The sequence below is a fragment of the Serratia sp. Z4 genome (assembly GCF_009900725.1).
Lineage (GTDB): Bacteria > Pseudomonadota > Gammaproteobacteria > Enterobacterales > Enterobacteriaceae > Serratia > Serratia nematodiphila.
In genome coordinates, this window is record NZ_JAAABD010000001.1 from 185,005 (window position 1) to 210,615 (window position 25,611).

20 protein-coding genes are annotated in these 25,611 nt (G+C 57.6%); 5 read left to right on the top strand and 15 right to left on the bottom strand.

Annotated elements, in window-relative coordinates; all coding sequences use genetic code 11:
• Positions 1–47 precede the first annotated feature (47 nt).
• From GT753_RS00880 to GT753_RS00890, 3 genes are read right to left on the bottom strand one after another with little or no spacing between them, the layout of a single operon-like run.
• Complete coding sequence (locus GT753_RS00880; RefSeq protein ID WP_160125156.1) at positions 48–2,714, bottom strand: PEP/pyruvate-binding domain-containing protein; 2,667 nt, start codon at positions 2,712–2,714, stop codon at positions 48–50.
• Positions 2,711–4,726 (bottom strand): FAD-dependent oxidoreductase, encoded by a 2,016-nt coding sequence (locus tag GT753_RS00885; protein WP_230857975.1) that lies wholly within the window; start codon positions 4,724–4,726, stop codon positions 2,711–2,713. The genes GT753_RS00880 and GT753_RS00885 overlap by 4 nt, the downstream gene beginning before the upstream one ends.
• Positions 4,723–5,880 (bottom strand): acyl-CoA dehydrogenase family protein, encoded by a 1,158-nt coding sequence (locus tag GT753_RS00890; RefSeq protein WP_160125157.1) that lies wholly within the window; start codon positions 5,878–5,880, stop codon positions 4,723–4,725. The genes GT753_RS00885 and GT753_RS00890 overlap by 4 nt, the downstream gene beginning before the upstream one ends.
• Before the next feature lie 406 nt (positions 5,881–6,286).
• On the opposite strand from GT753_RS00890, the gene cueR reads away from it, so the two are divergent.
• On the top strand, positions 6,287–6,688 hold the full coding sequence (gene cueR, locus GT753_RS00895) for a Cu(I)-responsive transcriptional regulator (protein ID WP_015376888.1): 402 nt from the start codon (positions 6,287–6,289) through the stop codon (positions 6,686–6,688).
• On the opposite strand, the gene GT753_RS00900 is transcribed toward cueR, so the two are convergent.
• From GT753_RS00900 to allS, 3 genes are all read right to left on the bottom strand, one after another.
• A complete protein-coding gene (locus GT753_RS00900) occupies positions 6,685–7,146 on the bottom strand; it encodes an NfeD family protein (protein ID WP_015376889.1) in 462 nt (153 codons plus the stop codon). The two genes, cueR and GT753_RS00900, sit on opposite strands and share 4 nt — an antisense overlap.
• 2 nt (positions 7,147–7,148) lie before the next feature.
• Positions 7,149–8,054, bottom strand: a complete 906-nt coding sequence (locus GT753_RS00905; RefSeq protein ID WP_004940203.1) for an SPFH domain-containing protein — start codon at positions 8,052–8,054, stop codon at positions 7,149–7,151.
• Positions 8,055–8,126: 72 nt separating this feature from the next.
• Entirely contained in the window at positions 8,127–9,041 is a 915-nt protein-coding gene (gene allS / locus GT753_RS00910) for an HTH-type transcriptional activator AllS (RefSeq protein WP_044031807.1), read from the bottom strand.
• Between the two features lie 353 nt (positions 9,042–9,394).
• Between allS and GT753_RS00915 the strand changes: the two genes are divergently transcribed.
• The 4 genes from GT753_RS00915 (at position 9,395) to GT753_RS25950 (ending at position 12,891) form a co-directional block, all read left to right on the top strand.
• Entirely contained in the window at positions 9,395–9,880 is a 486-nt protein-coding gene (locus GT753_RS00915; protein WP_015376891.1) for an ureidoglycolate lyase, read from the top strand.
• A 70-nt stretch (positions 9,881–9,950) separates the two neighbouring features.
• Entirely contained in the window at positions 9,951–10,766 is an 816-nt protein-coding gene (gene allR, locus GT753_RS00920) for an HTH-type transcriptional repressor AllR (RefSeq protein ID WP_015376892.1), read from the top strand.
• Between the two features lie 119 nt (positions 10,767–10,885).
• Entirely contained in the window at positions 10,886–12,667 is a 1,782-nt protein-coding gene (gene gcl / locus GT753_RS00925; RefSeq protein ID WP_015376893.1) for a glyoxylate carboligase, read from the top strand.
• Between the two features lie 11 nt (positions 12,668–12,678).
• Complete coding sequence (locus GT753_RS25950) at positions 12,679–12,891, top strand: hypothetical protein (protein WP_371732128.1); 213 nt, start codon at positions 12,679–12,681, stop codon at positions 12,889–12,891.
• Positions 12,892–12,982: 91 nt separating this feature from the next.
• Here GT753_RS25950 and GT753_RS00935 read toward each other — a convergent pair whose 3' ends face one another.
• The 9 genes from GT753_RS00935 to GT753_RS00975 are packed head-to-tail and all read right to left on the bottom strand — an operon-like array spanning position 12,983 to position 25,503.
• Positions 12,983–13,879 (bottom strand): hypothetical protein, encoded by an 897-nt coding sequence (locus GT753_RS00935; RefSeq protein WP_160125158.1) that lies wholly within the window; start codon positions 13,877–13,879, stop codon positions 12,983–12,985.
• 13 nt (positions 13,880–13,892) lie between these two features.
• Positions 13,893–16,040, bottom strand: coding sequence for a hypothetical protein (locus GT753_RS00940; RefSeq protein WP_160125159.1), 2,148 nt, complete (start codon positions 16,038–16,040; stop codon positions 13,893–13,895).
• A gap of 2 nt (positions 16,041–16,042) precedes the next feature.
• Entirely contained in the window at positions 16,043–16,846 is an 804-nt protein-coding gene (locus tag GT753_RS00945; protein ID WP_160125160.1) for a hypothetical protein, read from the bottom strand.
• Positions 16,843–19,566: a phage tail protein gene (locus GT753_RS00950; protein ID WP_160125161.1), complete on the bottom strand. Its 2,724-nt coding sequence runs from the start codon at positions 19,564–19,566 to the stop codon at positions 16,843–16,845. The genes GT753_RS00945 and GT753_RS00950 overlap by 4 nt, the downstream gene beginning before the upstream one ends.
• Positions 19,567–19,764 carry a hypothetical protein gene (locus GT753_RS00955; protein WP_141998829.1) on the bottom strand — a complete coding sequence of 66 codons (198 nt, stop codon included), beginning with the start codon at positions 19,762–19,764 and terminating at the stop codon, positions 19,567–19,569.
• Positions 19,765–19,773: 9 nt separating this feature from the next.
• Positions 19,774–20,007, bottom strand: a complete 234-nt coding sequence (locus GT753_RS00960) for a hypothetical protein (RefSeq protein ID WP_041033394.1) — start codon at positions 20,005–20,007, stop codon at positions 19,774–19,776.
• A gap of 9 nt (positions 20,008–20,016) precedes the next feature.
• The gene (locus GT753_RS00965; protein ID WP_160125162.1) at positions 20,017–20,832 is read right to left on the bottom strand and encodes a phage BR0599 family protein; all 816 of its coding nucleotides are present in this window, start codon (positions 20,830–20,832) and stop codon (positions 20,017–20,019) included.
• Entirely contained in the window at positions 20,819–22,003 is a 1,185-nt protein-coding gene (locus GT753_RS00970) for a phage tail protein (protein ID WP_160125163.1), read from the bottom strand. Before GT753_RS00970 ends, GT753_RS00965 begins: the two co-directional genes overlap by 14 nt.
• Positions 22,000–25,503 (bottom strand): phage tail length tape measure family protein, encoded by a 3,504-nt coding sequence (locus GT753_RS00975; RefSeq protein WP_160125164.1) that lies wholly within the window; start codon positions 25,501–25,503, stop codon positions 22,000–22,002. The genes GT753_RS00970 and GT753_RS00975 overlap by 4 nt, the downstream gene beginning before the upstream one ends.
• Between the last annotated feature and the right edge of the window lie 108 nt (positions 25,504–25,611).

Below are 25,611 nucleotides of genomic sequence, written 5' to 3' on the forward strand. Positions count from 1 at the left end.
GTGCTGTTTTCAGGCGGATGGTTTACCTTCGCCGGATGTGGTGCTGACTAGCCATCGGCACGTTCTCCGCGTTGAATAATGACCGTCCCGCTGTCGCCGTCGAGAATCAAGGTGTCGCCGCTGTTGATCAGCTGGGTGGCGTTCTTGAGATTGACCGCCGCGGGGATGCCGAATTCGCGTGCGACGATGCAGCTGTGGGACAGCGCGGAGCCGATATCGGTGACGATGCCCGCCGCCAGCGCGAAGAGCGGGGTCCAACTGGCGTCGGTAAAGCGCGCCACCAGGATTTCGTTGGGCTGCAGCTCGCCGGCCTGCGCCAGCAGATCGGTGATGACGCGCGCCTTCGCCACCACTTTGCCAGGGCTGGCCGCCAGGCCGGACAGCATGCCGGCGGCGTTTTCCGCCGTGGGGGCTTTCATCCTGGGCTGATACCCCCCGACGATCGCCATCGGCGGCTCTTCCGCATGCAGGTTCAGCAGATGCTGGTGGCGATTGCGCTCGATCAGATCGGCGGCGAACGCCTCCTGCGCCGACTGTTCCCCCGCCATAAACGCGCGGAAGCGCTCGAAGTCCACATAGGGCAGATCGGCCTGTTTGACCAGGCCTTGCGCCTCCAGGCGCCGCAGCACTTCCAACATGATGCGGCGGTAGAACCAGGTTTCGGTGACGAAGGTTGGCCGGGTCGCTTCGCGGCGTTCGGCCATCACGCCATACAGTTTGGTGATGAACTTCAGCTTCATCCGGCCAAACCAGGGCATCGCTTTAAGCAGCGTCGCGCTGTCTTCATGGCGCAGCCGCTCTGTTTCCCGCAGTTTCGTGTGCAGATCCACCGGATGTTGCAGATACATTTTCATCACTTGCAGCAGGTAGCTGGGATCGTCGTTCCAGCGCGGAAGACTCAATTCGAACTCCTGGCGGCCACGGGCGCCGAACTCGAACAGGAAGGCGCTGAAGTCGCTTTGCCAGAAGGCGCGCGATTCGGGATCGGTGGGCAGGACGGTGACCAGTTCCTGTGCGCTGTGTCGCTCGAACACGGCCTTCAACGCCGGTTGACGATTGACCGTCTCCACCAGGCTGAGAATGCCCAGCGTGACTTCGATGGTGCGCAGGTTGTTCATCGACGCCTTGATGCGATTTTGCAATCCGTTGCCGCGGCCTTTGAGGTAACGTTCGCAGGTCAGCGCCAGCGCATCGTAGAGCGCGAACGACTGAAGGAAGAAGGGCATATAGGCGGCGCAGCTGTCGAGGAAGTAATCGTCGATGCGGCTGAGTTCCCGCTCCAGCCCCTGATGCGTCATGGTGGTCAGATCCAGCGCCAGAAAGCGGCGCGTCTCGCGCTGGCGCAGTGCGATCATGGCATCGACGGTCGCGCCGGCGCTGCGCAGGTTATGCCTCTGCTGTTTCAGCCAATGCCAGGCGCTCTTGAGATAAGCCCATCCCTGTACGCCGGGGCCATAGGGGTTTTTGTACCCGCTGAAATCGATATCGGCGGTGGCGTAGCGGGTCGTGAACTTCATTTCGTCGCGGGTGGGCGGGCATTGGCGGAGCATGTAGGCCGATCCGGAGATATTCAGATAGACGTAGCCTTGCAAATACCCCATATAAATCTGCCAATCGCCGATATCCGCCAGCCCCATGGTTTTGATCGCCGGGCCATGAATATGCTTTTGGTAGAACTGGCAAAACGACAGCCCCAGCGGCGTCATCAAGCCGGTGACGATCTCGCCGGTGTCCATTCGGGAGAAAAAGGCCCGTTCCTTGATCGTCGGATCGCTTTCCCACGGGTTAGCGTAAAGCATCTGAACCGGTTTGGCCTGCGTGGTGATCGGCCGCGCCTGCAGGAGCCACACGCGATCGTCTTTCACCGCCCATTCGATATCCAGTTCCGCGCCGTAAATCATCCGCGTTTGCCTGGCCAGCCTGGCAAGCTGTTGCAGCTGTTCCGGGGTTAGGCTGGGAGCGTCTCGCCTGGCTTCAGGCGTTTGCAGCAGCGTGACCTGTCCCTGCGGATCGCGTTGGCAATAGTGCGGTTTGTGACGAATTTGCTGCTCGCGGATCTCGCCGCTCGCCTTATCCAAAATGAAGCTGTCGGTGGTGACCTGTCCGGAGACCACGCCTTCCCCCAGTCCCCAGCAGCTGTCGATGACGATGTGGTTGGCATCGCCTGTCAGCGGATCTTGGGTAAACATGACGCCGGCGGCGTCTGCATCCACCATGATTTGCAAGACGACGGCGATATCGCTCTGCGCCGCCGATGTCCGGCTATACTGGGCGGCGCGTTCCGCCCAGAGCGACGCCCAGCAGGATTGCACCTTGCGCACCACCTCGTCATCCCCGCGCACGTGCAGGTAAGTGTCGTATTGCCCGGCGAAAGAGTGGGTCAGGCCGTCTTCTTCCAGCGCCGAAGAGCGCACGGCGAGCGAGGCGCCGTCGCCCAACTGTTTGCAGGCGTGACGGATCGCCAGATCGAGCGGGGCGGGGATGGCGGCGCTCAAAATCATATCGCGCACGTTGCCCGGCGCGCCCGTGTCGAGCAGCGCTCCCGGCACGGCGAATTCGATAAACTGCCGGTAAGCCTGCGCGGTGATGCAAAACGCCGGCGGCACCGGCAAGCCCGCCTGAATCAAATGATTCAACGAATGGGCTTTGCCGCCCAGGCGATGGGGTTCCAGCGTTTTATCGCCGGAAAGTTCAACCACCAGGGTAGGATTCATGACATCACCTCCGCAGGCGTAACGGGCATTGCGAGGCGTTCTCTCACCGCTTTGGCGGCGTTCAGCCCGGCTAACACCGCGCTTTCGATATTACCGATGCCCACGCTGTCCTGATTGGCGAAGTGAATATTCTCAAACGGCATGCTGGCCTGGTGAAACACGCCCTGAGCCTGTTGTCCGGCGACCGAGGTCACCAGACCCGCGGGCCAGAACCAGATTTGAATGTCTTCAATGATGTCGGCGTCAATGCCCATGTTGCCCAGCACTTTGGCGATTTCGACATAGGTCTGTTGCTGCAGCGCCGGGAACTCGTTCTGCGCGGTGCGACCTTGCCGCTCTGGGCGAGTGGTCGGTTTGAGCAGGGTTAATACCCCGGTTTCCGCGCTGAGGTGATTGTCCATCCAATTGGCGATCAGGCAGGTGCCGGCTTTGCTCCAATAGTAAGGTGTGCGGGTGTTTTCCGGCTCGATCAGATAGCCGCCGAACGAGTGTTCGAGGATCGGTTTTTTCAACAGCACGTTCGCCAGGTAGTAATCTTCATGGCGGATCTGACGGATCGCCGCCAATTGCTCTTTGGGCAGGGTGGGCAACCAGGTGGGCACATGCGTTTTGGGGGCTGCCCAGATCACTTGTTTGGCTCTGATTTCGCTGGCCGCGCCATTGACGCTGAACCGGATCACCGTTTCGTCGCCGCCGGGTGTGATGCTTTGAAGCTGTACGCGGCTTTGCAGCCTGACGTTGTTTTGCTCCTCAAGATAGTCGAGCAGCCCGGCGCTGATGCTGCCGTTACCGCCCGGCAGCGTGACCAGATTGCCGCGTAAATACCCCACCAGGAAGTGCAATCCGACATAGGCGGAGACTTCGCGAATATCGAGACATTCCACGCGCAGCGTGGTGCTGACGGCATTCTCTACCAGCTTGCCGAATTTTCTCGGTGGCCGCAGATCCGCCGGGATCTGATCCAGTTTGTGCGGTTCGAACAGATAAGTGTACAGCGGGATAGTGTCGAGCAGCGCCATATTCGCCTTGCTCCAGGCGCTCTGCGGCGTCCAGGGCAGGCTGGGGTACCGCTCGCCGCGCGGCGAGAAGGTATCGAGGAAGGCGTACAGATCGGCAAAGATCGGATCGCCCAGCTGTTTTGCCGCGATAACATAAGGTTTACCGATCAAGGCATGCAGGAATAGTTGTCCCGTCAGGCGCCAGACGGCGGGTTTCAGCAGGTAGACCGGCTGTTTGAGAAAACCAACGACGACTTCACCCAGGCATCGGAGCAGCAAGAAGGTATCGAAAAACACCAGCGTGTCCTTTTCATTGGACTTGTAGGCGCCGCTCAGACCGATTTTCTTCAGCAGTTGCAACATGAACGAACCCGGCAATGGCTCCTGGAAGCAGACGCCGGCGATGGGAAACTTCAGGCGATTCACCGCGCGGTAGCGCGCGTTGCCGCCAAAGGAAGCGCTTTTTTCCAGCACCAGAACCCGGCGTTCGGTCAGTTCGCTGGCCGCGGCCAAACCGGAGACGCCGCCGCCGATGATCACCACGTCATACTCGCCGTCCAGCGTGGGGGTTACCGAGCCGGCTGACGCCGGCGTGGGCGTGGAAAAGTCGCGCGTGGGGAACGTGCGTGGCTTGGGTTTGCGGTGGTGTTGCTGCCGCAGCATGTACAGCGCCGCCAGCGCGAAAATCGCATCGAGCAATATGACCTGCGGCTGGGCGCGGTGCAGGATCGTGACAAATCCCGCCATCATCAGCAGCTGGCAGTAGATGATCAATGTCGTCCAACGCGGGTTGAACATCAAGACCGCACCGGAGGCAAACAGCGCCACGCCGATCAGCGCGTTAACCGCTGTACCCTGCGCCGCCAGCCAAGCCGTCGCCCCGGCGTACCAGGTGCCCTGGTTCGCCACGGCCGCCTGCTGCAGAATATCGGCGACGTTTTCCAACTGAGGGAAGGCTTTCGCCAGGCCGGCCAACATATAGAGCACGGCAAAAACGCGTTGAACGATCATCATGCGCCTCCCCGCAGACCCAGCTTGCGGGCGACAATTTCTTTTTGTATCTCGTTGGTGCCGGAGAAGATCCGGCTGGGGATCACGTTCAGCAAGTGGCGCACCAGACCGAGTTCTTGATCCATGCCGGCTCCGCCGAAGATTTGAATCGCGTCCAGCGCGGACTGCACGGCATATTCGGAAATCAACAGTTTGCTCATGGCGATGTCGATCTCGGCATCCTGGCCCCGATCGTGTTTCCAACAGGCGCGGTAGAGCATTAGCCGACACTGTTCCAGACGCAGTTTCATCTCGATGATGCGGTTGGAGACGGACTGAAATTGGCCAATCGCTTTGCCGAATTGTCGGCGTTGTTTGGCATAGTCCAGCGCGCTGTCGAACACGCGCTCCATTGCGCCGATAAACAGAGCCGACAGGCAGCCTTTTTCCCAGATCATTGAATCGTGGAAGATGGCGCCGCCGGCGCCCGGCATGCCGAGCCGTTGGGCCTCTGGAATGAAGACGTCGTTGAAGGTCAGTTCGCTCCACGGGCAGTTGGAGAGGCAATCTTTCGGGCTGACGGCGCCTACGTTTAAGCCTGGCATCCCTTTCTCGAGCACAAATGCGGACACGCCCATAAAGCCATGTTCGGGATGGGTTTTCGCATAGACGATGAAGATGTCGGCAATCGGCGCGTTGGTGATGAAAATTTTGTTTCCGTTGAGCCGGTAGCCGCCTTCACAGGGTTGAGCGGTTGATTTCATGGCATAAATATCGGAACCGGCGTCCGGCTCCGTCGCCGCATTCGCCGCGATCAGTTTTCCGGCCGCCAACGCTTCGAGATACTGCGCTTTTAATGCCTCGGAACCGAAGCGGGAAAGCGGGATCACGCAGGCGCACAGATGGGCGCAGAGCGAAAAGGACATGCCGATGTCGCGGCTGCCTTTACCCAGCGCCTCAATCATCAGCGCAGTATCGAGCGCGCTCATGCCCAATCCGCCGAACGCGGTCGCCACGGGGGCTCGGGTAAAACCATAGGCGGCGGCTTGTCGCCACAAATCCAGGCTTAATACCTGCCGTGAAAGCCGATCATGCGCATCCTGATCCAGCACCTCGCGGGCAAAACGCTGAGCGGATTCGCTTAGAGCCTGCTGCTCGCTTGATAAGTTAAAATCCATGACGAACTCCGCCATCGGGTTGAGAGATTAAATTAGCTAATATTTCTAGTTTGGAGGTGGCCAAAACTCAAACAGGCGCAGTAATGGCAAATGTAAATAAATGTTTATTTATGTGGTCTATTATTACAATTTTGTTAACTTGTGTTTTTATCTTGTTGTTTTAATTGTGTTTTATTTTGTGTTATTTATACACAAAAATTTACATATAATAAAAATCTTAATTTGATCAAATTTTAATAGGTTAGATTGTCTATTGTTTTTTGATGAATACTTTGCAAGTGAAGTATCTATCTTTTGGCTGTGGCTATCGGTTTCTCATCGCTATCGACGGTAGGGCGTTGAGGCTTGGTGAGTGGCGGAAAGCGGCTTAAGATAGGAGGTGAGCAGGAGCATTCCGGAGGAAAAAATGAATATTAGCGACGTCGCGAAAAAGACCGGGTTAACCAGCAAGACGATTCGTTTTTACGAGGAGAAAGCGCTGATTACCGCCCCGATCCGCAGCGATAACGGTTATCGCCATTATTCCGCCAGGCACGTTGAAGAGCTGACGCTGCTGCGCCAGGCGCGGCAGGTGGGCTTCAACCTGGACGAGTGCCGTGAGCTGGTGGCGTTGTTCAACGATCCGGCCCGCCACAGCGCCGACGTGAAGGCGCGCACGCTGCAGAAGGTGGCGGAGATCGAAAGGCACATCAGCGAACTGGGAGAAATGCGCCAACGCCTGTTGACGCTGGCGGAACAATGTCCGGGCGACGAGGGGGCCGAGTGCCCCATCATCAATAATCTGGCGGGATGCTGTCGTTCGAATTAACGGCTGATGGCGCGGATCACCAGTGTGACCCCTTCCACCGCCACCACTTCCACTTCGGTGCCGGCGGGCAGATCTTCCGCCGCCTGCGCGCGCCAGCTGCTGTCGCCGATATTGATGCGCCCCATGCCGTTGTGCATCGGCTCCGTCAGCGTGGCGCGGGTGCCGATCAGCTGACGGTTGCGCTGGTTGAGCACCGGTGAACCGCCGGACGCGGCCGCCGGGCGCCGGCGCAGCCAGTACCACCACAGGTAGGCGACGACGACGGTCAGGACGGCGAAGATCACGCCTTGCCATTCCCAGGTGAGCGTCGGCAGCAGCCAGATCAAGGCGCCGACCAACAGCGCCGCCACGCCGCTCCACAGCAGGTAGCCGCCGGCGCCGAGCATTTCCGCCGCCAGCAACACGCCCCCGAGGGAGAGCCAGAACCACAGCGGATTCGCCGCGATCAGTTCGAGCATGATTATTTGCCTTTGCTTTCTTTCAGCAGTTCGGTAATGCCGCCGATCGAGCCGAGCAGGCTGCTGGCGTCCAGCGGCATCATCACCACTTTGCTGTTGTTGGAGGAACCGATCTTCTGCAGCGCGTCGGTGTATTTCTGCGCCACGAAGTAGTTCACCGCCTGAATGTTGCCGCTGGCGATGGCGTCGGACACCAGCTGGGTGGCGCGCGCCTCGGCCTCGGCGGCGCGCTCACGCGCTTCCGCCTGCAGGAACGCCGACTGGCGTTCGCCCTCGGCCTTCAGGATTTGCGATTGTTTCTCACCCTCGGCGCGCAGAATGGCCGCCTGGCGCACCCCTTCCGCCTCCAGGATGTCGGCGCGCTTGGTTCGCTCGGCCTTCATCTGGGCGTTCATCGAGGCGATCAGTTCCGCCGGTGGGCGCACGTCGCGGATCTCGATACGGGTGATCTTCACCCCCCAAGGGTTGGTCGCTTCATCGACGATGTGCAGCAGGCGGCTGTTGATGCTGTCGCGCTGCGACAGCATTTCGTCCAGCTCCATCGAGCCGAGCACGGTGCGGAAGTTGGTCATGGTGAGGTTGACGATCGCCTGTTCGAGGTTGCTGACCTCGTAAGCGGCGCGCGCCGGATCGACCACCTGGATAAAGCACACCGCATCGATGGCCACGTTGGCGTTATCGCGGGAAATCACTTCCTGCGAAGGGATGTCCAGCACCTGCTCCATCATATTGATTTTACGGCCGATGCGGTCCATGAACGGCACCACCAGGTTCAGGCCCGGCATCAGCGTTTTGGTGTAGCGGCCGAAGCGTTCTACCGTCCATTGGAACCCCTGCGGCACAATTTTGACGCCGGCGAACACCACAATCAGCGCGACGACGATCACGATGGGAATAAAAGTAAGCATGCAAACCTCCTGTCAGACATATGTAAACAGATATTACGCCAGCGCAGGAAAAATGCCTACCGATACCGCGACTTAATCCAGGGCGCTGACCAAACCCGCGATTAACGGATCCCGCGTCTGGAACAGGCTGATCAGGGTGCGCACCGCTTCGCCGCCGCGAGCATCGGACCAGGCCAGCGACAGGGGTGAAGGTTGGCGCGGATATCTGAGCTGCTTGGCCACCAATTCGCCGCTATCAAGATAAGTTTGGCACAGCTGGCGCGGAAGGAAACCGATCCCGAGACCGCGCAGATGGCATTCCAGCTTGGTGCGCAGATCCGGCACCTTGATCTCCTGCTGGCCGGACAGCAACCAGGCGGTACGCTTGGCCAGATGGCGCGCGGTATCTTCGACGTTGATTGCGGCATAAGGGCGCAGCTGCGTTTCGTTCAACGGATCGGCGGCAGCGGCCAGCGGATGCGTCGGCGAAATGGCGAACACCCAATCGATCTTGCCGAGCGGCAGCACCTTGATGCTGTTTTCCAGCGATTCATTGCCCGCCGCGCCGATCGCCAGATGGCAATCCTCATTCAGCAGCGCGTCCCACACGCCCATGTACACCTGGCGGGAAATGTGGAATTGGGTGAACGGGTATTTGTCGTGCAGGTGAGTCAACAGCCCGGCTACGGCGGCGGCGTCGTACAGCAGGTTGTTGATCACGATATTCACCTGATGCTCTACGCCATCGTTGATTTGCCGCAGTTCGCCCGGCATGGCGTCCAGCCAGGTGTGCCACTGGCGGCAGCGCTCCAGCAAATACTCCCCGGCCGGCGTCAGGTTGACGGTGCGGGTGGTGCGGATAAACAGCTGCGTGCCGATGCTCTCTTCCAGCGTTTTAATGCGGTAGCTGATGGTGGCGGTGGTTTTATGCAGCAACTCTGCCGCGCGCGAGAAGCTTTGGCACTCGGCAACTTTGATAAACGAACGAATGGTTTCGTGATCCAGCATGTGGGGTCCTTGGCTGACACCGCCTTTTCGGTTATCGGTGAGAAGAATCTACTGATGTTGCGACACGATAGGCAGCGGCAAAGCCCAACCCCACGATCCCGGTCACAGAATCACCGGATAGCGATGAGCATACGCAGCCCTATTCTTGTCGATCGTGGATCAGGTGTTTTTTTAATTCATTGATTTCAAGCAATTAATATGGGCTTCCGATCGTGAAATGTGCGGACGATCTTGTTATGGAAAAATTTTCCAAAAAATTGCTGTCAAATTTGCCATGCGCTGTCTAGAGTGAAGGCGTTGGGTGAAATATCGCCGTTTAATCGTCGTCTGGGTCATGCGCTTTGGAGAATCACATGGATTTAGTCATCGAAGAATTAACGCCGGCGGCCTTTGCGCCTTATGGCGATGTATTGCAGATAGAAGGTTCGCGTTTCTTTCATATCAATGACGGAAAGACCGAGCGTTATCACGATCTCGCCAAGATTGAGGTGTCGGACGGCAACCGGGTGCTGGCCAGCATCAACCGGGCGGAACCCTGCGAGCTGCCGATGACCTTTTCCCTGCTGGAAAAGCATCCGCTCTCGTCGCAGGCCTTTGTGCCGATGAACGGCGAACGCTTCGTGGTGATCGTCGCCGAACCGGGCGAAACGATCCCCGTTGGCACGTTGCGCGCCTTTATCACCAACGGCAAACAGGGGATCAACTATCATCGTAACGTCTGGCATCACCCGCTGTTCGCCTATGCGAAAGTCACCGACTTTTTCACCATCGATCGTGCAGGCGCCGACAACTGCGTAGTCAGCCGCTTGCCGGAGCCGTATCGCATAGTTTTGGCATAGCGCTGGCCGCACGCCGCGCAGGGCGTTTATCATAGCGTCACCCATGCCGTCACTGACAAAGGAAGCTTGAATGACCGAATTACGCAGGAAAGGACGACCCGCCACCGAAGCCGGCGCGACCAAAGGGGCGCAGGCGTTGGATCGCGGGCTGGAGATCCTCCAGTATCTGGCCAACGCCGGGGGAAGCTCGTCGGTTTCCGTGCTGTCCGAAAAGCTGGAGTTGCCGCTGTCCACCACCTTCAGATTGTTGAAAGTGCTGGAGAAATCGGAATTCGTCTTTCAGGATCCGCAGCTGGGCTGGTGGCATATCGGCATTCAGTCGTTCACCGTCGGCTCCGCTTACATGAACGATCGCGACGTGGTATCGGTAGCCGGGCCGTTCATGCGGCGGCTGATGCTGTTGTCCGGCGAGACCGCCAACCTGGCGATCCGCAACAATTTCGATGCGGTGCTGATTCGCCAATGCGAATGCCAGGCGATGGTGCGCATGTGCGCGCCGCTGGGCAGCCGCTTGCCGCTGCACGCATCGGGCGCCGGCAAGGCGCTGCTGTATCCGCTGGCGGAAGAAGAGATGCTGGATCTGATCGTGCGTTCGGGGCTGCAATCCTATACGCCGAAAACCCTGACCAGCGTGAACCTGCTGCGCAAGGATCTGCATCAGTCGCTGGAGCAGGGCTACACCATCGACGATGAAGAGCACGCGCTGGGCCTGAACTGCCTGGCTTCGGCGATTTTCGATCGCAACAACAACGTGATCGCCGCTATTTCCATTTCCGGGCCCAGTTCGCGGGTCGGTAAAGAGCGGTTCAAAGAGCTGGGTGAACTGGTGGGGGAAGTGGCCAGAGATATCAGCGCCGCGCTGGGTGAATCGCGCAGCAAGGCGTAATCGTCGCGTGCCGGGGTGAGCCGGCGCGGAACAAGACTCCCCGTTTGATGAGCAGACGGGTTTTTTTGACGGCATTTCAAAGTTGGAAAAATTTTCCAATAAATTAAGGAGAGCATCACATGGCAATTATGCGAGCGGTAGACGCGGCAATGCACGTGCTGGAAAAAGAAGGGATCACCACCGCGTTCGGCGTGCCCGGCGCGGCGATTAACCCGTTCTACGATGCGATGCGGCGACACGGCGGCATCAAACACTATCTGGCGCGGCACGTGGAAGGGGCCTCGCACATGGCGGAAGGTTATACCCGCGCCGCCGCCGGCAACATCGGTGTGTGCATCGGCACCTCCGGCCCGGCGGGCACTGACATGATCACCGGCCTTTACTCCGCCTCCGCCGATTCGATTCCGATCCTGTGCATCACCGGCCAGGCGCCGCGCGCGCGTTTGCACAAGGAAGATTTTCAGGCGGTGGACATCGAGTCGATCGCCAAGCCGGTGACCAAGATGGCGGTCACCGTGCAGGAACCGGCGCTGGTGCCGCGCGTGCTGCAGCAGGCGTTCCATCTGATGCGTTCCGGCCGGCCGGGCCCGGTGTTGATCGACCTGCCTTTCGACGTGCAGATGGCGGAGATCGAGTTCGATCCGGACACCTACTCGTCGCTGCCCGCCTATAAGCCGGCGGCCACCCAGGCGCAGATCGACAAAGCGCTGGATCTGTTGTGCGCGGCGAAAAAGCCGTTGATCATCGCCGGCGGCGGCATTCACAACGCCGATGCGGCGGATCTGCTGCAACGGCTGGCGGAGATCTGCAATGTGCCGGTGATCCCGACGCTGATGGGCTGGGGCGCCATTCCGGACGATCACCCGCTGATGGCGGGCATGGCGGGCCTGCAAACCTCGCACCGCTACGGCAACGCCAACCTGCTGGACTCGGATCTGGTGTTCGGCATCGGCAACCGCTGGGCCAACCGCCACACCGGTTCGGTGGATAAGTACACCGCCGGGCGCAAGGTGGTGCATATTGATATCGAGCCGACGCAGATTGGCCGGGTGATCTGCCCGGACCTGGGCATCGTTTCCGACGCGCGCATCGCGCTGCAAATGCTGGTGGACACGGCGCAGCGCCGTTTCGAACGCGGCGAGTTGCCGAATCGCGACGCCTGGTGCGCCGCCTGCCTGCAGCGCAAGCAAACGCTGCTGCGCAAGACCCATTTCGACAACGTACCGGTCAAGCCGCAGCGGGTGTATGAAGAGATGAACCGCGCCTTCGGCCGCGACGCCTGCTACGTCACCACCATCGGGCTGTCGCAGATCGCCGCCGCACAAATGCTGCACGTTTTCGAACCGCGTCACTGGATCAATGCCGGTCAGGCCGGCCCGCTGGGTTGGACGCTGCCTGCGGCGCTGGGCGTATGCGCCGCCGATCCGCAGCGCAAGGTGGTCGCGCTGTCGGGCGACTATGATTTCCAGTTCATGATCGAAGAGCTGGCGGTCGGCGCGCAGTTCAAGCTGCCGTATATCCATGTGCTGGTGAACAACGCCTATCTGGGGCTGATCCGTCAGGCACAGCGCGGGTTCGATATGGATTACTGCGTGCAGCTGTCGTTTGAAAACATCAACAACGCGGAAATTGGCGAGTACGGCGTCGATCACGTCAAGGTGGCGGAAGGCCTGGGTTGCAAGGCGCTGCGGGTGTTCAAACCGGAAGAGATCGCGCCGGCGTTCCGTCAGGCCCAGGAACTGATGCGGCAGCACCGGGTGCCGGTGGTGGTGGAAATCATCCTGGAGCGCGTCACCAATATTTCCATGGGCACCGAGCTGGATAACGTCAACGAGTTCGAGCCGGTGGCGGCAACGCCGGAAGACGCGCCGACCTCGGTCAACTTCTTTGATTACCGCTGAGGAGCCTTACCATGCCGAAATTTTCAGCCAACCTGTCGATGCTGTTCACTGAAGTCGATTTTATGCAGCGTTTCCGCCGGGCGAAGGAGCAGGGCTTCAGCGCAGTGGAATACATGTTCCCTTACGACTATCCGATCGCGGCGCTGCGTGATGCGCGGCGCGATAAATGTGGGGAAAAATGCGTGATAAATTGGGGTTGCGAAAATTTCACAATGTGGAAATGAATTACAAAAATGAGCCTCCATGCTCTTTTTCTTATCCTGGAAATATTATGCCCTGCGAGTTAGGAGCTGACTTTGGTTTATGCTGATCCAATCATGTACGATTTGATATCAGTGCAGCGGCAATATCGTTACAGATAGAAAACGCACGAACCCTGCCAATTCCGCCATACGCAATCTTCTCGCCAGCCTCTTCATTAGAATATCGAGCACCGAGGGTAATTGTTGCCCTGATCCCCGAAATATCCGGCGGTGGGAACGTTGAGGATTCTGAACTGAACAGGCCGTGGTCGTATGCTGTCAGCTTTTTGTCAGCATGGCTAACCAGTGCGGCCGATTTACCTATTGTTCCATTCCACGTGCCGGACGCGCTGGCACCACCCGCGCCAGTAGGGGGATTAAATTGGTCACATGAGTAGAACCAATTAAATTTTTGGTTATTACGATAAACGCTCCAGTAGATGAAATGTGGCCAGTTTGGGCCATTGAAACGCATGGCAATGCCCTGATTATCGGTAGTGTCATAGTCCAGGCCACGGATAGAAACCAGATACGGTAACTCTGAGGCCGCTTGCAATACCAGGTCTCCGCTGACGAGTTGACTACCCCCGCCGTCGAGCCGAATAACGGCCAGCGGGATTTCTTTTGTGGTATCCAGGATAACGGGGTGAATAGCCGTGCCTACTTGTGTCGCCCTGTAATCTGGCGTTTTACCCAATCCATAGATTTTTACAACATTGCCCAAGCCATCTTGCTTAACCCCCCACTCAGGGGCTGCAACAGATGCCATCGAATCCCACAATCCCACGCTGATGATGAATGCAATTTCATCACGGCACGATGACTCGTTGAGTATTTTCCCTCCATCTGCGAGTACACGTGCTTTGTGGGCATCAAACAGTCTATCTGCATCTAAATACGCGGTTGATAGATCGATTGCAGAACGTGAACCTGAGTAAGGTCTCATAGTGTTTAACGCTAAGTTGGACATTTTTACTTTCCTTTTACGCAGGAATGAAGATGCGAGAGAGAACGCACCAATTTGTTAATTTCAGTCCAGAGACATACTCACTTTGAACCTGTGAGTCATCGCTAATATTGACGAGTGGGTGAATGAAAGTGACGCCGTTAATCGTTCTTTCATCCGTAGCATTAAACCCGAATCGGAACCAGTCGCCAGCAGCCGGAGGGGCATCAGTGACAACTCGAAATACTTTGTCAGCACGTTGTGTGACTGATGTTACGTTAACTGATGCCAGCCCCAGATCTATGCCGCTGTTGGGTGCACTGCCAACGGAGGTGTTAAAACGCAATGCTCCTCCAAATGGAGAGTGGAAACCGATGTCGAACGTATTTTCGTTGATTCGCGTGATTGTTTCCGGCTGAACAGGCTTCCATCGAGACCCCGCTGGGTCATAAATGGTAAAGTCCCTGGCTTGGCCTTGATATTCCCCCTGCAAGGCATAACCAATATTTGTCAGATGTTGAAAGTCCAGCGGGAACATCCGATTCAACGGGAATTGGGTGTGCGACATAATTACGTCTGGTCGGGATAGTGAAAATTCCCACTGATCGATTGATACGATATCACCATAAACTGTACGGCCAGTCGGTGGCCAAACAGTACGTATCCAACCACCCATTTGGTCGATATCCCAAATAATCGTTTCTGTCTGCCCGGTAATAGCCATGAAGTCTTCGTTCGAATCATTCACCCACTCTTCGAGCATGGCAAAATAATCCCCGAACTCTGTTACTGTTCCACTCCCGGCATCATCCTGCCCATGTGTAATACCCCTACATTTCACGATAGGTTTCTTTCCTATCGCACGTGCACGGTTCACGAATGCTTGGCACGACGTCAAACCATCAATATAAGGCTGTGTGCCGCGTTTGAGTCCTGCATACCCCGTTCCAGAACGCGCATCCATACGTGTTACCATAATTGGCAGGTTCTCAGGTAAAACTCCGCGCTCGAGGTGACGTTTGGCGATATGGTAAAGCGCCGGGGCCATGCAGCTTTGCCTATAGGGCAATGGTTCGGCATCCATAAACCCAGCGAGTGTAGAGTCCGACACAGGCCCATCAGACGGAACCCCAGCGCCACGGTCTTGCCCTGCACCAGAAAATGTCAGTACATGCCCCGCATACACAGGATTAAACTCTGATACCCGCTCCCCTCCGCCAACAACCAGCGACTGCCCTAGGCTGTGAGTTAGATGCATTTCATCACCTGATACGGGAATTTCTCGCAGCTCGCCGTACACTCTATTCGCCGGATATCGGACAGGGATCAGCCCTGTTTTTAAACTCGTATTTTCGTCAAAAATAAACACTACTCCATCGCGAGTAATGGGTGTTGCACTCACGACTGGTGTACGATCCCAGATCGGCGTTGCCGCGTTGCTATCCGCAAACAGCGCCGGGACACCATTATAGGGACGTATTAACGCAGGCCCTGTCGCACCAATCGCATCTTGTACCGGCTCGCTCATACCCGGTAGCCAGCAACCGCCATCATCATCAATTGCGAATAATGCAGTTTTTAAATCTTGGGCAAAAATAACGACTTGATAGCCTGATATTTTCCCGGAAAACGATGACGAGACAAGGTTATTTAAATAACTTTGTAATTCACCTTGCATTCCGGCAACTTCAATGCCTCCGTCGTCGTTCATTCCGAGCAGGCCCTTCTTACCACTAACATCGGTTATCATAAATTGATAACCACTCAATTTGTTGGCTTGCTCCTGAGGGAAGATGAACTTTAAGAAGCGCAGTTCTTTGTCCACTTTTTCAATGTACGCCCCAGATGGCAATGTTTCTCCAGTCGGCGTAGCAATACCGTTAACGTTCTCGTATTTTTCAGTCCAAAACTGTGAAAGAGATGACCACACAGTAAAGAATCGACGAGTTTCAATACCCGCATCAATTGCCTGCTGCGCCTTCTCCCGGCTTTCATATGTCGCTGTCGCACTCATCGTGAGATCATTCAGACGACTGATTTCATATTTTAAATATTGAGTGCGGTTTGCAAGCTGCTGCGCCTGCCAGTTGTCAGGACCGTTATCGCCGCCCAACACTGGAGTGTCCAGCTCAACCTGGACGATGTTATCTACCCACGTAGGTGACTCGGGTAATGACTTTGCCATAATTAATTTCCACCGTGTTGATAGCGACCATCATGATAAATTTCGCCGTTGTGTGTAATACCACTGAGTTCTGATATTGTGACGACCTTTCCGAACTGACCTAAAACGTCATCTCTCGCTTTCGTCGCGTCATACAACAACTCAGCATTCGTTGCTACTCCAGCCAATGAGGTGTCGTTATTTATTAGTTGCAGCGTGGTTAAAGGGTCAAATGACAATCGATAAATCTCAACCAATGTCTTTTTCTTGCTCTCAGCCAAATTTATGCCTTCAAATCGAAACGCAAACTCACGGGGTGATTGAGAGAAAATACCGACACTGACAAGTCCCGTCCGGCAATAATCTGCGAATACGGGTTGGTTAGCCGGTGTCGTAATAAATTCAATCGCGCCCCACAACGCATCAACGCGATAATCTATTCCCTTGGTCAAACCTGACAGCTCAACTCCCCACACATTCTGAAATGCCAGAGCGATACGGTCTCCTGCCTTTATATTGGGAGGAAGTTCTTCATGCTCTATGATTTTTGCTCCATCAGTGACGGGCGATGAGTCAAGAAGTAACGCCAAGTTTTCAGGCGAAAAATCATGCCATGTTGATGTCAGGGCTCCGCCACTAGAGATTAAGTGGCGTCGAGTTTTTACCAGTCTTCCAGACCGAGATAATTTACCTTCCTTTTGTTCGAACGCTAGCGTGACTACCAATTGAGAAACATCCCCAACCCAGCGCCATGCACCGGGTCGTCCATTTTCATCACGACGAGCCAAATAAACTTTACCTTGGCCATAATAGTACGTTTCATTCATGAGGCGGTACTCCGTTCACGCAGCGTCAGCGATATTTTGCCCTCGTTCAAAACAACGCCGGACGATGTAAATAATGTCATGTCATCAGCGGCGCGATAAATTCCAGCTGACCAGACTACCGGCGCAGCCGTTCCCGTGACGGACTCAATCGCAAACGCGCTGGCATCACCGGCCAGCGCCAGCACGGTCAGTGACGGTTCTTCGGCGTAACTGGCCAACATCAGTACCTGATGCGTACCAAAGATGTAGGGTGAATCGGGCCAGGTTCCCGCAGGGTAATTGATGTCATCCGCTGGGATGGACAGCCCGTGGGCCACAAACGCCGGGGCTGCGCCGTCGGTAGCTCCCGCAACTTCAGCCAATGCGATAAATTCAGGTACTGCGCCGGTGGTGGTATCCGACGGTGTCGACGCAGCCCAGTCAGCGCCCGAAACGATATCCAACTCAGGAATAATGACCGATATAGGCGGTGGAACCGGAATATAGCGACCGGCCGGAAGAATGGCATGGTAGCGATACAGCGATTCTATGCCGCTGCGTGTACTGCTGAGCGTCAGAATATGCACAGCAGCATCCACGCCATCTGTGTGATACGGCAGCTCGGCTGTATCAGCGCTGGTGTTATGTGTCCAGACAACCTCGGACGTGTCCTGGCGCATGAGCGTGACTTTATATTCCACCCCTGGCTCCGGGCCGATGCTCGCTTCAGTACAATCAATCAGACGGTCCGCCTGCAACACGCGGTCACGATGTGCGAACGTCAGCGTGTAGCCCGCTGCAGGGGCCACTTCAGCAGGATATGGAACACCGTTCACCCGAATGTTGCCTGGCAGGTACGGGCGATATTGGCGCTGGGCCATAGTGATGTTGATGACAGGGGCCAAATTTGCGGCCAGCGTCTCGGTGCCGGTCCGCGTCAGCAGACGCACATCCACGTTCTCGCCGCCCAGGTACTCCTGGCCATCGGATTCGATGGCATCCCGGTAGAATCGGATCTGTGTCCCTGCAGCATGTTCAGCGGGCAGCGTGTCAGCACAGGCGCGCCCCACTGATAGGGTGCCAGCAGACACATTCACCTGGTCAATTCGGACAATCTCGTTGCCCACTATCGCGCCGTCGCCTACGGCGGGCGGGAACGGCATCACCACGCGCAATGTGCGATTCAGCGGACCGACGGCCGCCAGCAAACTGCCGGATGGCGTCCAGTCACCTTGGTTGCGATCGACAAATCCGGCACCGGCGGCGCGGCTTTGGATCTGGTAGTTGATTGAGAGCGACGTCGGTGCGCTGGCCATGATCCCAATAAACCCGGAGCCAGGCTTAACATAGGCCAGTTCAGACTCGGATAGCGTGCCCGCCAGCACCACATAGGGCAGCTCAATCAGCTGCATATCCGTCACCGGCCGCGCGGTCTGGTCGGGTGGCGTCCAGCCGCCGGGCTGCTCGCCGGTGCTGTAGGATGTCGACGGTAGTCCGAACACATCCTGCACCACAGTGATTTTCAGGGAACCATCATCGCCTTCGCTGATCTGGCCAACACGCAGTACCATGCTCGCGATATTTCTGTCGGGCAGGCTCACGCGGAATACGCCGCCTGGCTTCAGAATGCCGCCGCGTCGGTCGACGTTGATCACGAGCCGCGTCAGCCCGGATGTCCCCATTTCCAAATCGCGCTGCGCGACGCGAGCACCCAGGTCATGGGTCGGAATAGCGCGGTATTCGACCGTGCTGCTGATAAGCCCCACGGCCTGAATCGACCCCAGGTTTTGGGCCTTGACCTCGCCATCGCTGTTGGTGACCGGATCGTGATAGGTCACGACCACTTCATTCGGTGCCGTGTCTGCGCTGCTGCTGTCATCATCCTGTACACTGATGATGCCGTTGTCATACGTGAACAGCGGCAGATCATCGACTGCATAGTCATCACGCAGCAGCTTCAGTGCCATCTTGCCGGTTTCCAGGTCGCCATATTGCACAGCACCGATGTGATCGAGCACCTGCTGTACAAACGTATCCAGGCTGTCCTGGCGGTTATAACGGAAACAGAGGCCGAACTGCTCGTCGTAGAGACGGTCGGCGGCGATACGATAACTGTCAAGGTCCAGATCATCGGCCAGCGACAAACCGCGTCCCCAATCCCGATTCGTTGCGCACTCGACCAGAATATGCGCCGGGTTCATCGCGTGAATACGGCGCAGGTTCGCGACCTGCTCCGGGGAGAGCTTCGACTCGTCATCGAGCTGGCCGACGGTGTTCTCCAGCAGAATCAGCATTTTCTCGGGATACCAGACTGCGTTGTTGTCCCAACCAGCGGTCGTGCGCCGTACGCGAAACGACCACGGCTTCGGGCTGGCGCTGTAGCAACTGACCAGGCCCGAGAAAAACGTTGTCACCACGCCGCGAAACCCCGGCACCAGACCGGTTAGCAGATTCAGCAGTGACGGGGGCGGTACCTGGTCCGGGCCGCCCATCATCACGTCGAGCGTGCCCTGGATACCGCCTTCGCCGCCGGTATCCTCGCCGCCAAACAGGTTTGGCTGGTCGATGTAAACGGAGGTATTTCCCGAAAGTTGTCCCTCAGTGCCTGCGAACACGGTCTTTTTATCGGCGCTGATTGCGACGATCTCGTTAACCGGACCACGTCCCAACCCGGAGTGGATGTCCCAGGAGTAGCGATAGCCAACCGTGACTTTTTTTGACCCTTTACCGCCGCCACCCATTTATTGGTGCTCCTCGTTTTTTTCCGCCAGGCGGACGATGTTGATTGCCAGTGCATCCCCGGTGGCCAGGAATTTTTCAGAGTCGATGCCACCCTCGCGGAGGAATGCCTCTAAGTCCAGCTGGTAGCGAGCGAAGAAGGTTCGCAGGCCCCAGGCACAGCCGCCACCGGCGCGAATATGTTCCATCGTGATTTTCATGATGCGCTCCTATTTTTTGATGGCGTCATAGCGGTAGTTGCCGTAACCGAGCACGAACCAGTCATCAGTCCAGCAGTCGCCGAAAAATACACACTGTGGCGTGCCTTCGGTCGGCTGGGGTAACTGCCAACTTTCTTCCGTCGCCGCTTCCGGCGTGTTGTTTTTCGGCCGAGGGGCCAGAGCCTGGTTAACCAGGTATGACGCGACGATGACCGCGACATATTTAGCGATGGCGAACCACACGATGACCTCCTAGAACAATTTGATGATTTGATACGGGGATTTACCCGGCATGTGCGGCATCCCCCCGTAGTTCAAGTGATTGCGGAATTTGCTGTCGCACTGGGCAATCGTGCGGTTGCAGCCTGGATATAGCGTCACCACCTGGCCAACGGCAAAACCGGCCGAGCCGCCAAACAGGTTCATCTGATTGCCGTTTTGCGCCCGCAGGCCGCGCAGCTCAGTGATGCCATCCACAGCCCACTCGACATAACCGCCGGAGAACCAGTCCGCCGCAGTGCCATCGGGCAGATTGACCGTGATGCTGACGCCATCCATCGCAGTCACGACCAGACCGCCAACACCGAACGCCAGCGGATCAACTTTGCAGTTATGGTCATACAACGCATAGGGGCAGGCGCGGCCGTAAGTCAGGCGTAGGCCGACGCGGGAAAACGTGCTGGCCAGGCTGGAAGTCATCAGTTTGGTGCGTTCGATCGCCTCTCGCTTGGCCTCGGTCACCGTACCTACCCAGACCGTGCGAAACTCGGCGGCGGCATCCTCGGCATGCAGGCGGTAAACGCGGATGCGCACCGGGCTGGACGGAGGAACACCACGAAACAGCATGGCGACGGCATTGTTGGCTGGCACTGTGATATCCATGCCGTCGCCGTTCCCGGCGCTGAGCCCGCTGTCGCTGATGGCCACCGCCTGCCAGTCGGCGTCAGCAAAATGGATATCGCGGTCGGCGTTGGTATAGCGGTAATGCGCGACGTCTCCGCGAATAAACTCATACAGAGTCAACGGTTGGCCGTTGGCCACCGAATATTCAAACTCACTCCAGCTCATCACGAACTCCTATAAACGAGGTGGCCACACTGGCGAAACCGTCAGCATCAGTGGTGTGCTGCCAGGTGATTGCATCGCTGTTTTGCCGGGCGAGTGTCATGAATGCCACGGCGACAATTTGTTGCTGCGGTACGGTGACCGGCTCACCATCCAGCGCCAACAGTTCTGTCGCACCACTGATAGCCACGCCAGTCACTCGCCTGTAGAGCATGCGGCCGTCGCCCAGCAGGATGCGCAGATCACGCCGCCCAGGAACGACGCCCATTTCGCTGTAGCCGCAGCGGATCACCGGCAACGTGTTCCCGGCCAGCGCACCCGTCGGGGTCAGATCATCATTCTGGCTCGGTACCCATAACCCGCGCTGGCGGCCGCGCAGGTAGTACATCAGTTGGCGTAGCGCGAATTGCTCGGTGCGTCCCATCAATGACCAGGTGTGACGCTGCAGATAAAATGGGCGGCGCGCAGTGTCCAGGCGTGCAGGGATACCGCTGCTATTATCAAGCTCGATCAGCAGGCGCTGATATTCGCCGGTCAGGCTCTCCGACCAGTCTGCCTCCGGCTCCAGCACCGGATGACCACGGTACAGCGCGAGGTTGGTTGCTGCGGAGAATGGGTTATGTTCGGCGATACGGAAACGCACTTGAGCGCTGGCCAGACCGCCGGTGATGCGTGTAAACGCAGGAGGGTCAGTTAACACCGCCGGGCGAACGGGATACACCGCCGTGCCAGCAAGCCAGCCTGCCGCCAGCGGCTGGGACAGGGTCAGCGAATCAGCTCCGATCGCGCTGACGGTCACGAGCGCGGCAGGTGATGCGATAGCCTCGGCATTTTTCAGCAACACTGTTCCACCCACTGAAAAATCGCGGCAGCGCGTATCGACCTGCAACTGAGAGGCTCCGGCCGTGACCGACGCCTGCAATTCGGTCACATCAGGGAATACCGGCATCGCCCATGTGCTGCCGCCAGCTTGCCACACCGCGTTCTCCAGCCACTGGCGATCGACGTCTCCCGCCAGGATGCCGAACTCAAACATGCGGCGCGGCGACAACCGGCGAGAAATGCGCTGTTCGGCACCACTCGGCGACTGCAATACGTCGGTTTTCCACTCGAGCGTTTCGGCGATGCCGCCGGTCCAGTCGGGCTCCATCAGCCAGGGAAATAATGCCGTCATGATTTCACCCCCAGCATTTGCTTGAGGGTGGGAACATTGGCGCGCAGTACTGTCATGATGCCGCGTTCGCCCTGAACACTCCCGGCCCCTTTAGTGAAAACATCAACAGCATCAATTAACAACGTTTGCTGCAGAGGCTGCAGCATCGTGACACCAGGTGCTGGACTGCCTGGTGCAGCTTCCGGTACGGTTTGCGGCATCGGCGCGGCAGGCGCAGGAATACCAGCCAGGCCACCAGTCGCATGGCGAGCACGCGGCAGCCAGGCGTTCAATGCGGCCATACCATGCCTGTTGAAGCTGTGCAGGAAGTCCAGCGCGCCAGGCTGCTGAACCACGGCCGCGCGGGTAACGAATTCATAGTCAGAAAGCATGGAGGGGATGGAGTCGCTGGTCGTGGTGCCAGGCCCGCGGACGTGGCCACCGTCGGCGGCGAATACACTGGCGAACAGGCCGCCCATGCCGCCACCGCTGCCAACCAGGCTGGAAGTCGCCATTTGTGCCAGCTGCTGCGCCGCGATTTGCGCCATGCTGTTGACGATACTGAGCGCCAAGTTCTTCACCGCATCACTCAGGTTCATCGTGCCTTTTGCCAGGCCGACGAGTGAGCTTTCTATCCCGCCCTGCAGGCCATCACGAAATGCGATGGTCAGTTCATTGCCTGCCTGATTCAGCTTGCCGAGCTGCTCTTCGAGCTGCCGGATCATGTCCCTGATTTTGTCTCCGGCTTCGCCAGGCGCGTTGGCCAGCTCTTTGAGCTGCGGCAGGTAGCCTTTAACCTTGTCACCGACTTCCTGATGCAGTTCCACCAGGCGCTGCCGCCCCTGAATTTCGGACAGCAGCCCACCCTGGACCTGCGCCTGAATGCTGGTTTCCTGCTGCGCCTGGTAGGTGAACAGATCTTCAATCTGTTTCTTCATGTCATCGACACGAATTTTTGTTTCAGCGACCGGCAACAGCTTATCAATCAGACTGAGCCCCTCGGTATTGCCGCTGGCCTCAAACTCGCGGCGCATATCGGCAAATTTGGATTGGGTCTCCAGCAGACTGGCTCCGGCCGTGTTGCCGGTATCGCGCATGAGCTGCAGTTGCAACTGCAGGTTCTGCCCCTTGAATTCCTGAGCCGTGATGGCCGCGTTTGCCGCCTCTGCCTGGCGTCGCTGCTCTGCTGTGAGGTTGCGGGTCGCAATTTCCTGCGCACGCGTAGCGGCAGCCCCCTCGACGCGCTTGGAGGCTTGCTTCTCGAGCTGGTCGACAAAGCGTTGGTTTTCCGCTGCAGACTGTTTGGCCGCCGATGCGCCAGCCTTGGCGGATTTGTTGGCCGCTTCCTGGGCATCAATCTGCCTGGCCGTAGCGCGGGCCTTATCCTGTTCGACTTTGCTGGCATCCTTCAGCGACCCGTTCGTGATATCCGCTTCTACGCGTGCAAGCTGAGTGATCGCCTTTTTCTGGTTCAGCGTCTGTTGCAGCTGTTTGTTGTACTGCTCGGCTTTCTTACCCGATTGATCGAGTGCTTTAACATCAGCATCCCACTGACCGCCAGAGAAGTTCTGACCGTCGGTGGATGATACGCCTAGGTCGCGCAATTTTTCTCGGCCACCTGCAGCCGCCCACATGTCCGTATAGCGTTTTTTCAGCGAATCCAGAGCATCGGCTTCTTTCTCTACCGCTGTACGGTTACTCGCCCAGGTCTTTTCAAGCTCTTTAGAGGCAGCATTACTCTTGTCTTCAATTTGTTGGCGCTTAGTCGCTTCTGCAGCAATTTTTTGTTGTGCTGCGGCTTGTGCCTCAAGAGAAGATAAGCGCGATTTTTGTTCTTTGACCCATTCACCGTAAGCTGGCCCACGAGTCGCAATATCCAGTTCATCTCCAGCATTGGCTAACTGTTCTTTTATGTTCTGGATCTCTTTCGCGCGCGCTTCATCGGGCGCATCGAGGTTAAGAGCCGAACTGGTACCGCTTTTAAGCCCCTGCCAGGCTTCCGCTGCCGCGTTTTTGACATCGTCCCACCCACGCGCAACCCAGTTCAGTTGAGTCTTGATTTCCCCTAGACGTTCGACGGCGGCTTTTTTGTAAGCCTGAGACGCCAGCTCGATGGCGTCCTCTTTTAGTCCCTGGTCTTCCAGTGCGCGAATGCGTTGATAGGTCTCGGAGTCCAGCCAGTGATACTGCTCGCTGCTGTTGACTGCCCAATCCGATACGCTGTTGGTCATCTTGACGAACTCAGCCACAACCTGATCAGCAGAGTCGCCGGTCAGTTCGGCCATTGCAGACGCGGCCTGGGAAACGCTGTCCAGCGTCTCACCGGTAAACTTGCCGCTGCTGACCAGTCCGTTGAGAATATCCCGCACCTGGCTGTAGTTGCTGCTCATCTGGCCACCGGCCTGCGTCAGCCGCTGCAGCTGGCCAACGCTGACACCGGCGAAGTTGCCGGTTTGCTGAATGCTATTGTTGAATTCATCCTGATCATTAGCCGCGCTGAATGCCGCAATACCCACAGCAGCAACACCGCCCGCGATGCCGCCGATGGCCAAACGGGCCGGGGTGATCAGGCTGGTGAGCGCACGGAATGTGTTGCCGACACCACCGAACGAGTCCTTGATCTGGCCACCTTGCTGAATGGCCACAAGCCACACCGGCATACCACTGGCCAACGACGTCACGACGTCGGTGATCTGCATTGGCAGGATACGCATGGCCTGGGAATACTGCCCGGCACTGATACCGCCGTGGCCCATTGCCGTGGCTTGCTCATTGATGCGCTGAATAAATGGCGCGGCTTCAGCCGTAATACCGAGCTGAGCGGCCTTATACTGCAGCAGCTCAGTGGTCGTCATGTTCAGCGTTTCGGCCTGCTCACGCAGCCGCGTGATGAAGGCTTCTTTCGCCGTCGCCGCCTGTACTTCGGCCTGGGCAGTTTCACGGGCGGTCTGGATCTCACGGCGTCCAGCCTCCGTTGCGGCATAGGCGGCTTTTTCCACCTGCAGACGCATGCCGTCGACTTTGGCGGCATACAAGTCGAGCTCTTCACCCGGAAGCAGCCCAGCTGCATTAAAGCCCTTGAGCTGCTCCTCCATCGCATCCAGGCGTTCATAGGCACCGACCACGGGATCAATGCGGCCGACCAATGCGGCCAATGCCGCCTGTTGGGTTGCCAGGTCAGTCGTCAGGTCTTCGATGGTGTTTTGCGCGGCGTTGGCTGCTTCACGGGTTTGGTTCAGCGCGCGCTGATATCCGTGGTAGCTTTCTGCCGTTTGCTGTGCGACATCGCCGGTCGCTCGCGTAGAATCAGCAGCGCTTTTTTCTGCCTGGGCATGCTCACGCGCTGCAGCTGCAGCGCCTTCCACGGCATTGGCATGGTCAGCCCATTTCCGGCTGCTGTTGTCAGCGGCGGTACCGGTCGCGGTGATATCGCTGGTGAGGGTTCCGAGCGCCTGTTTGGCATCGTTCAGATCGGCAGTAATGCGTAGCGCCAGATTGAGGGTAGAGTTTCCTGCAGCCATAACAGCACCCTATATAAAGAAGAGAGATGCCCCGATTATTTCAGGGCATTGATTCGTGTTGTCGCCGCTTGGCCACCGGCGTGCCCGGCAATCACATCCAATATCCGG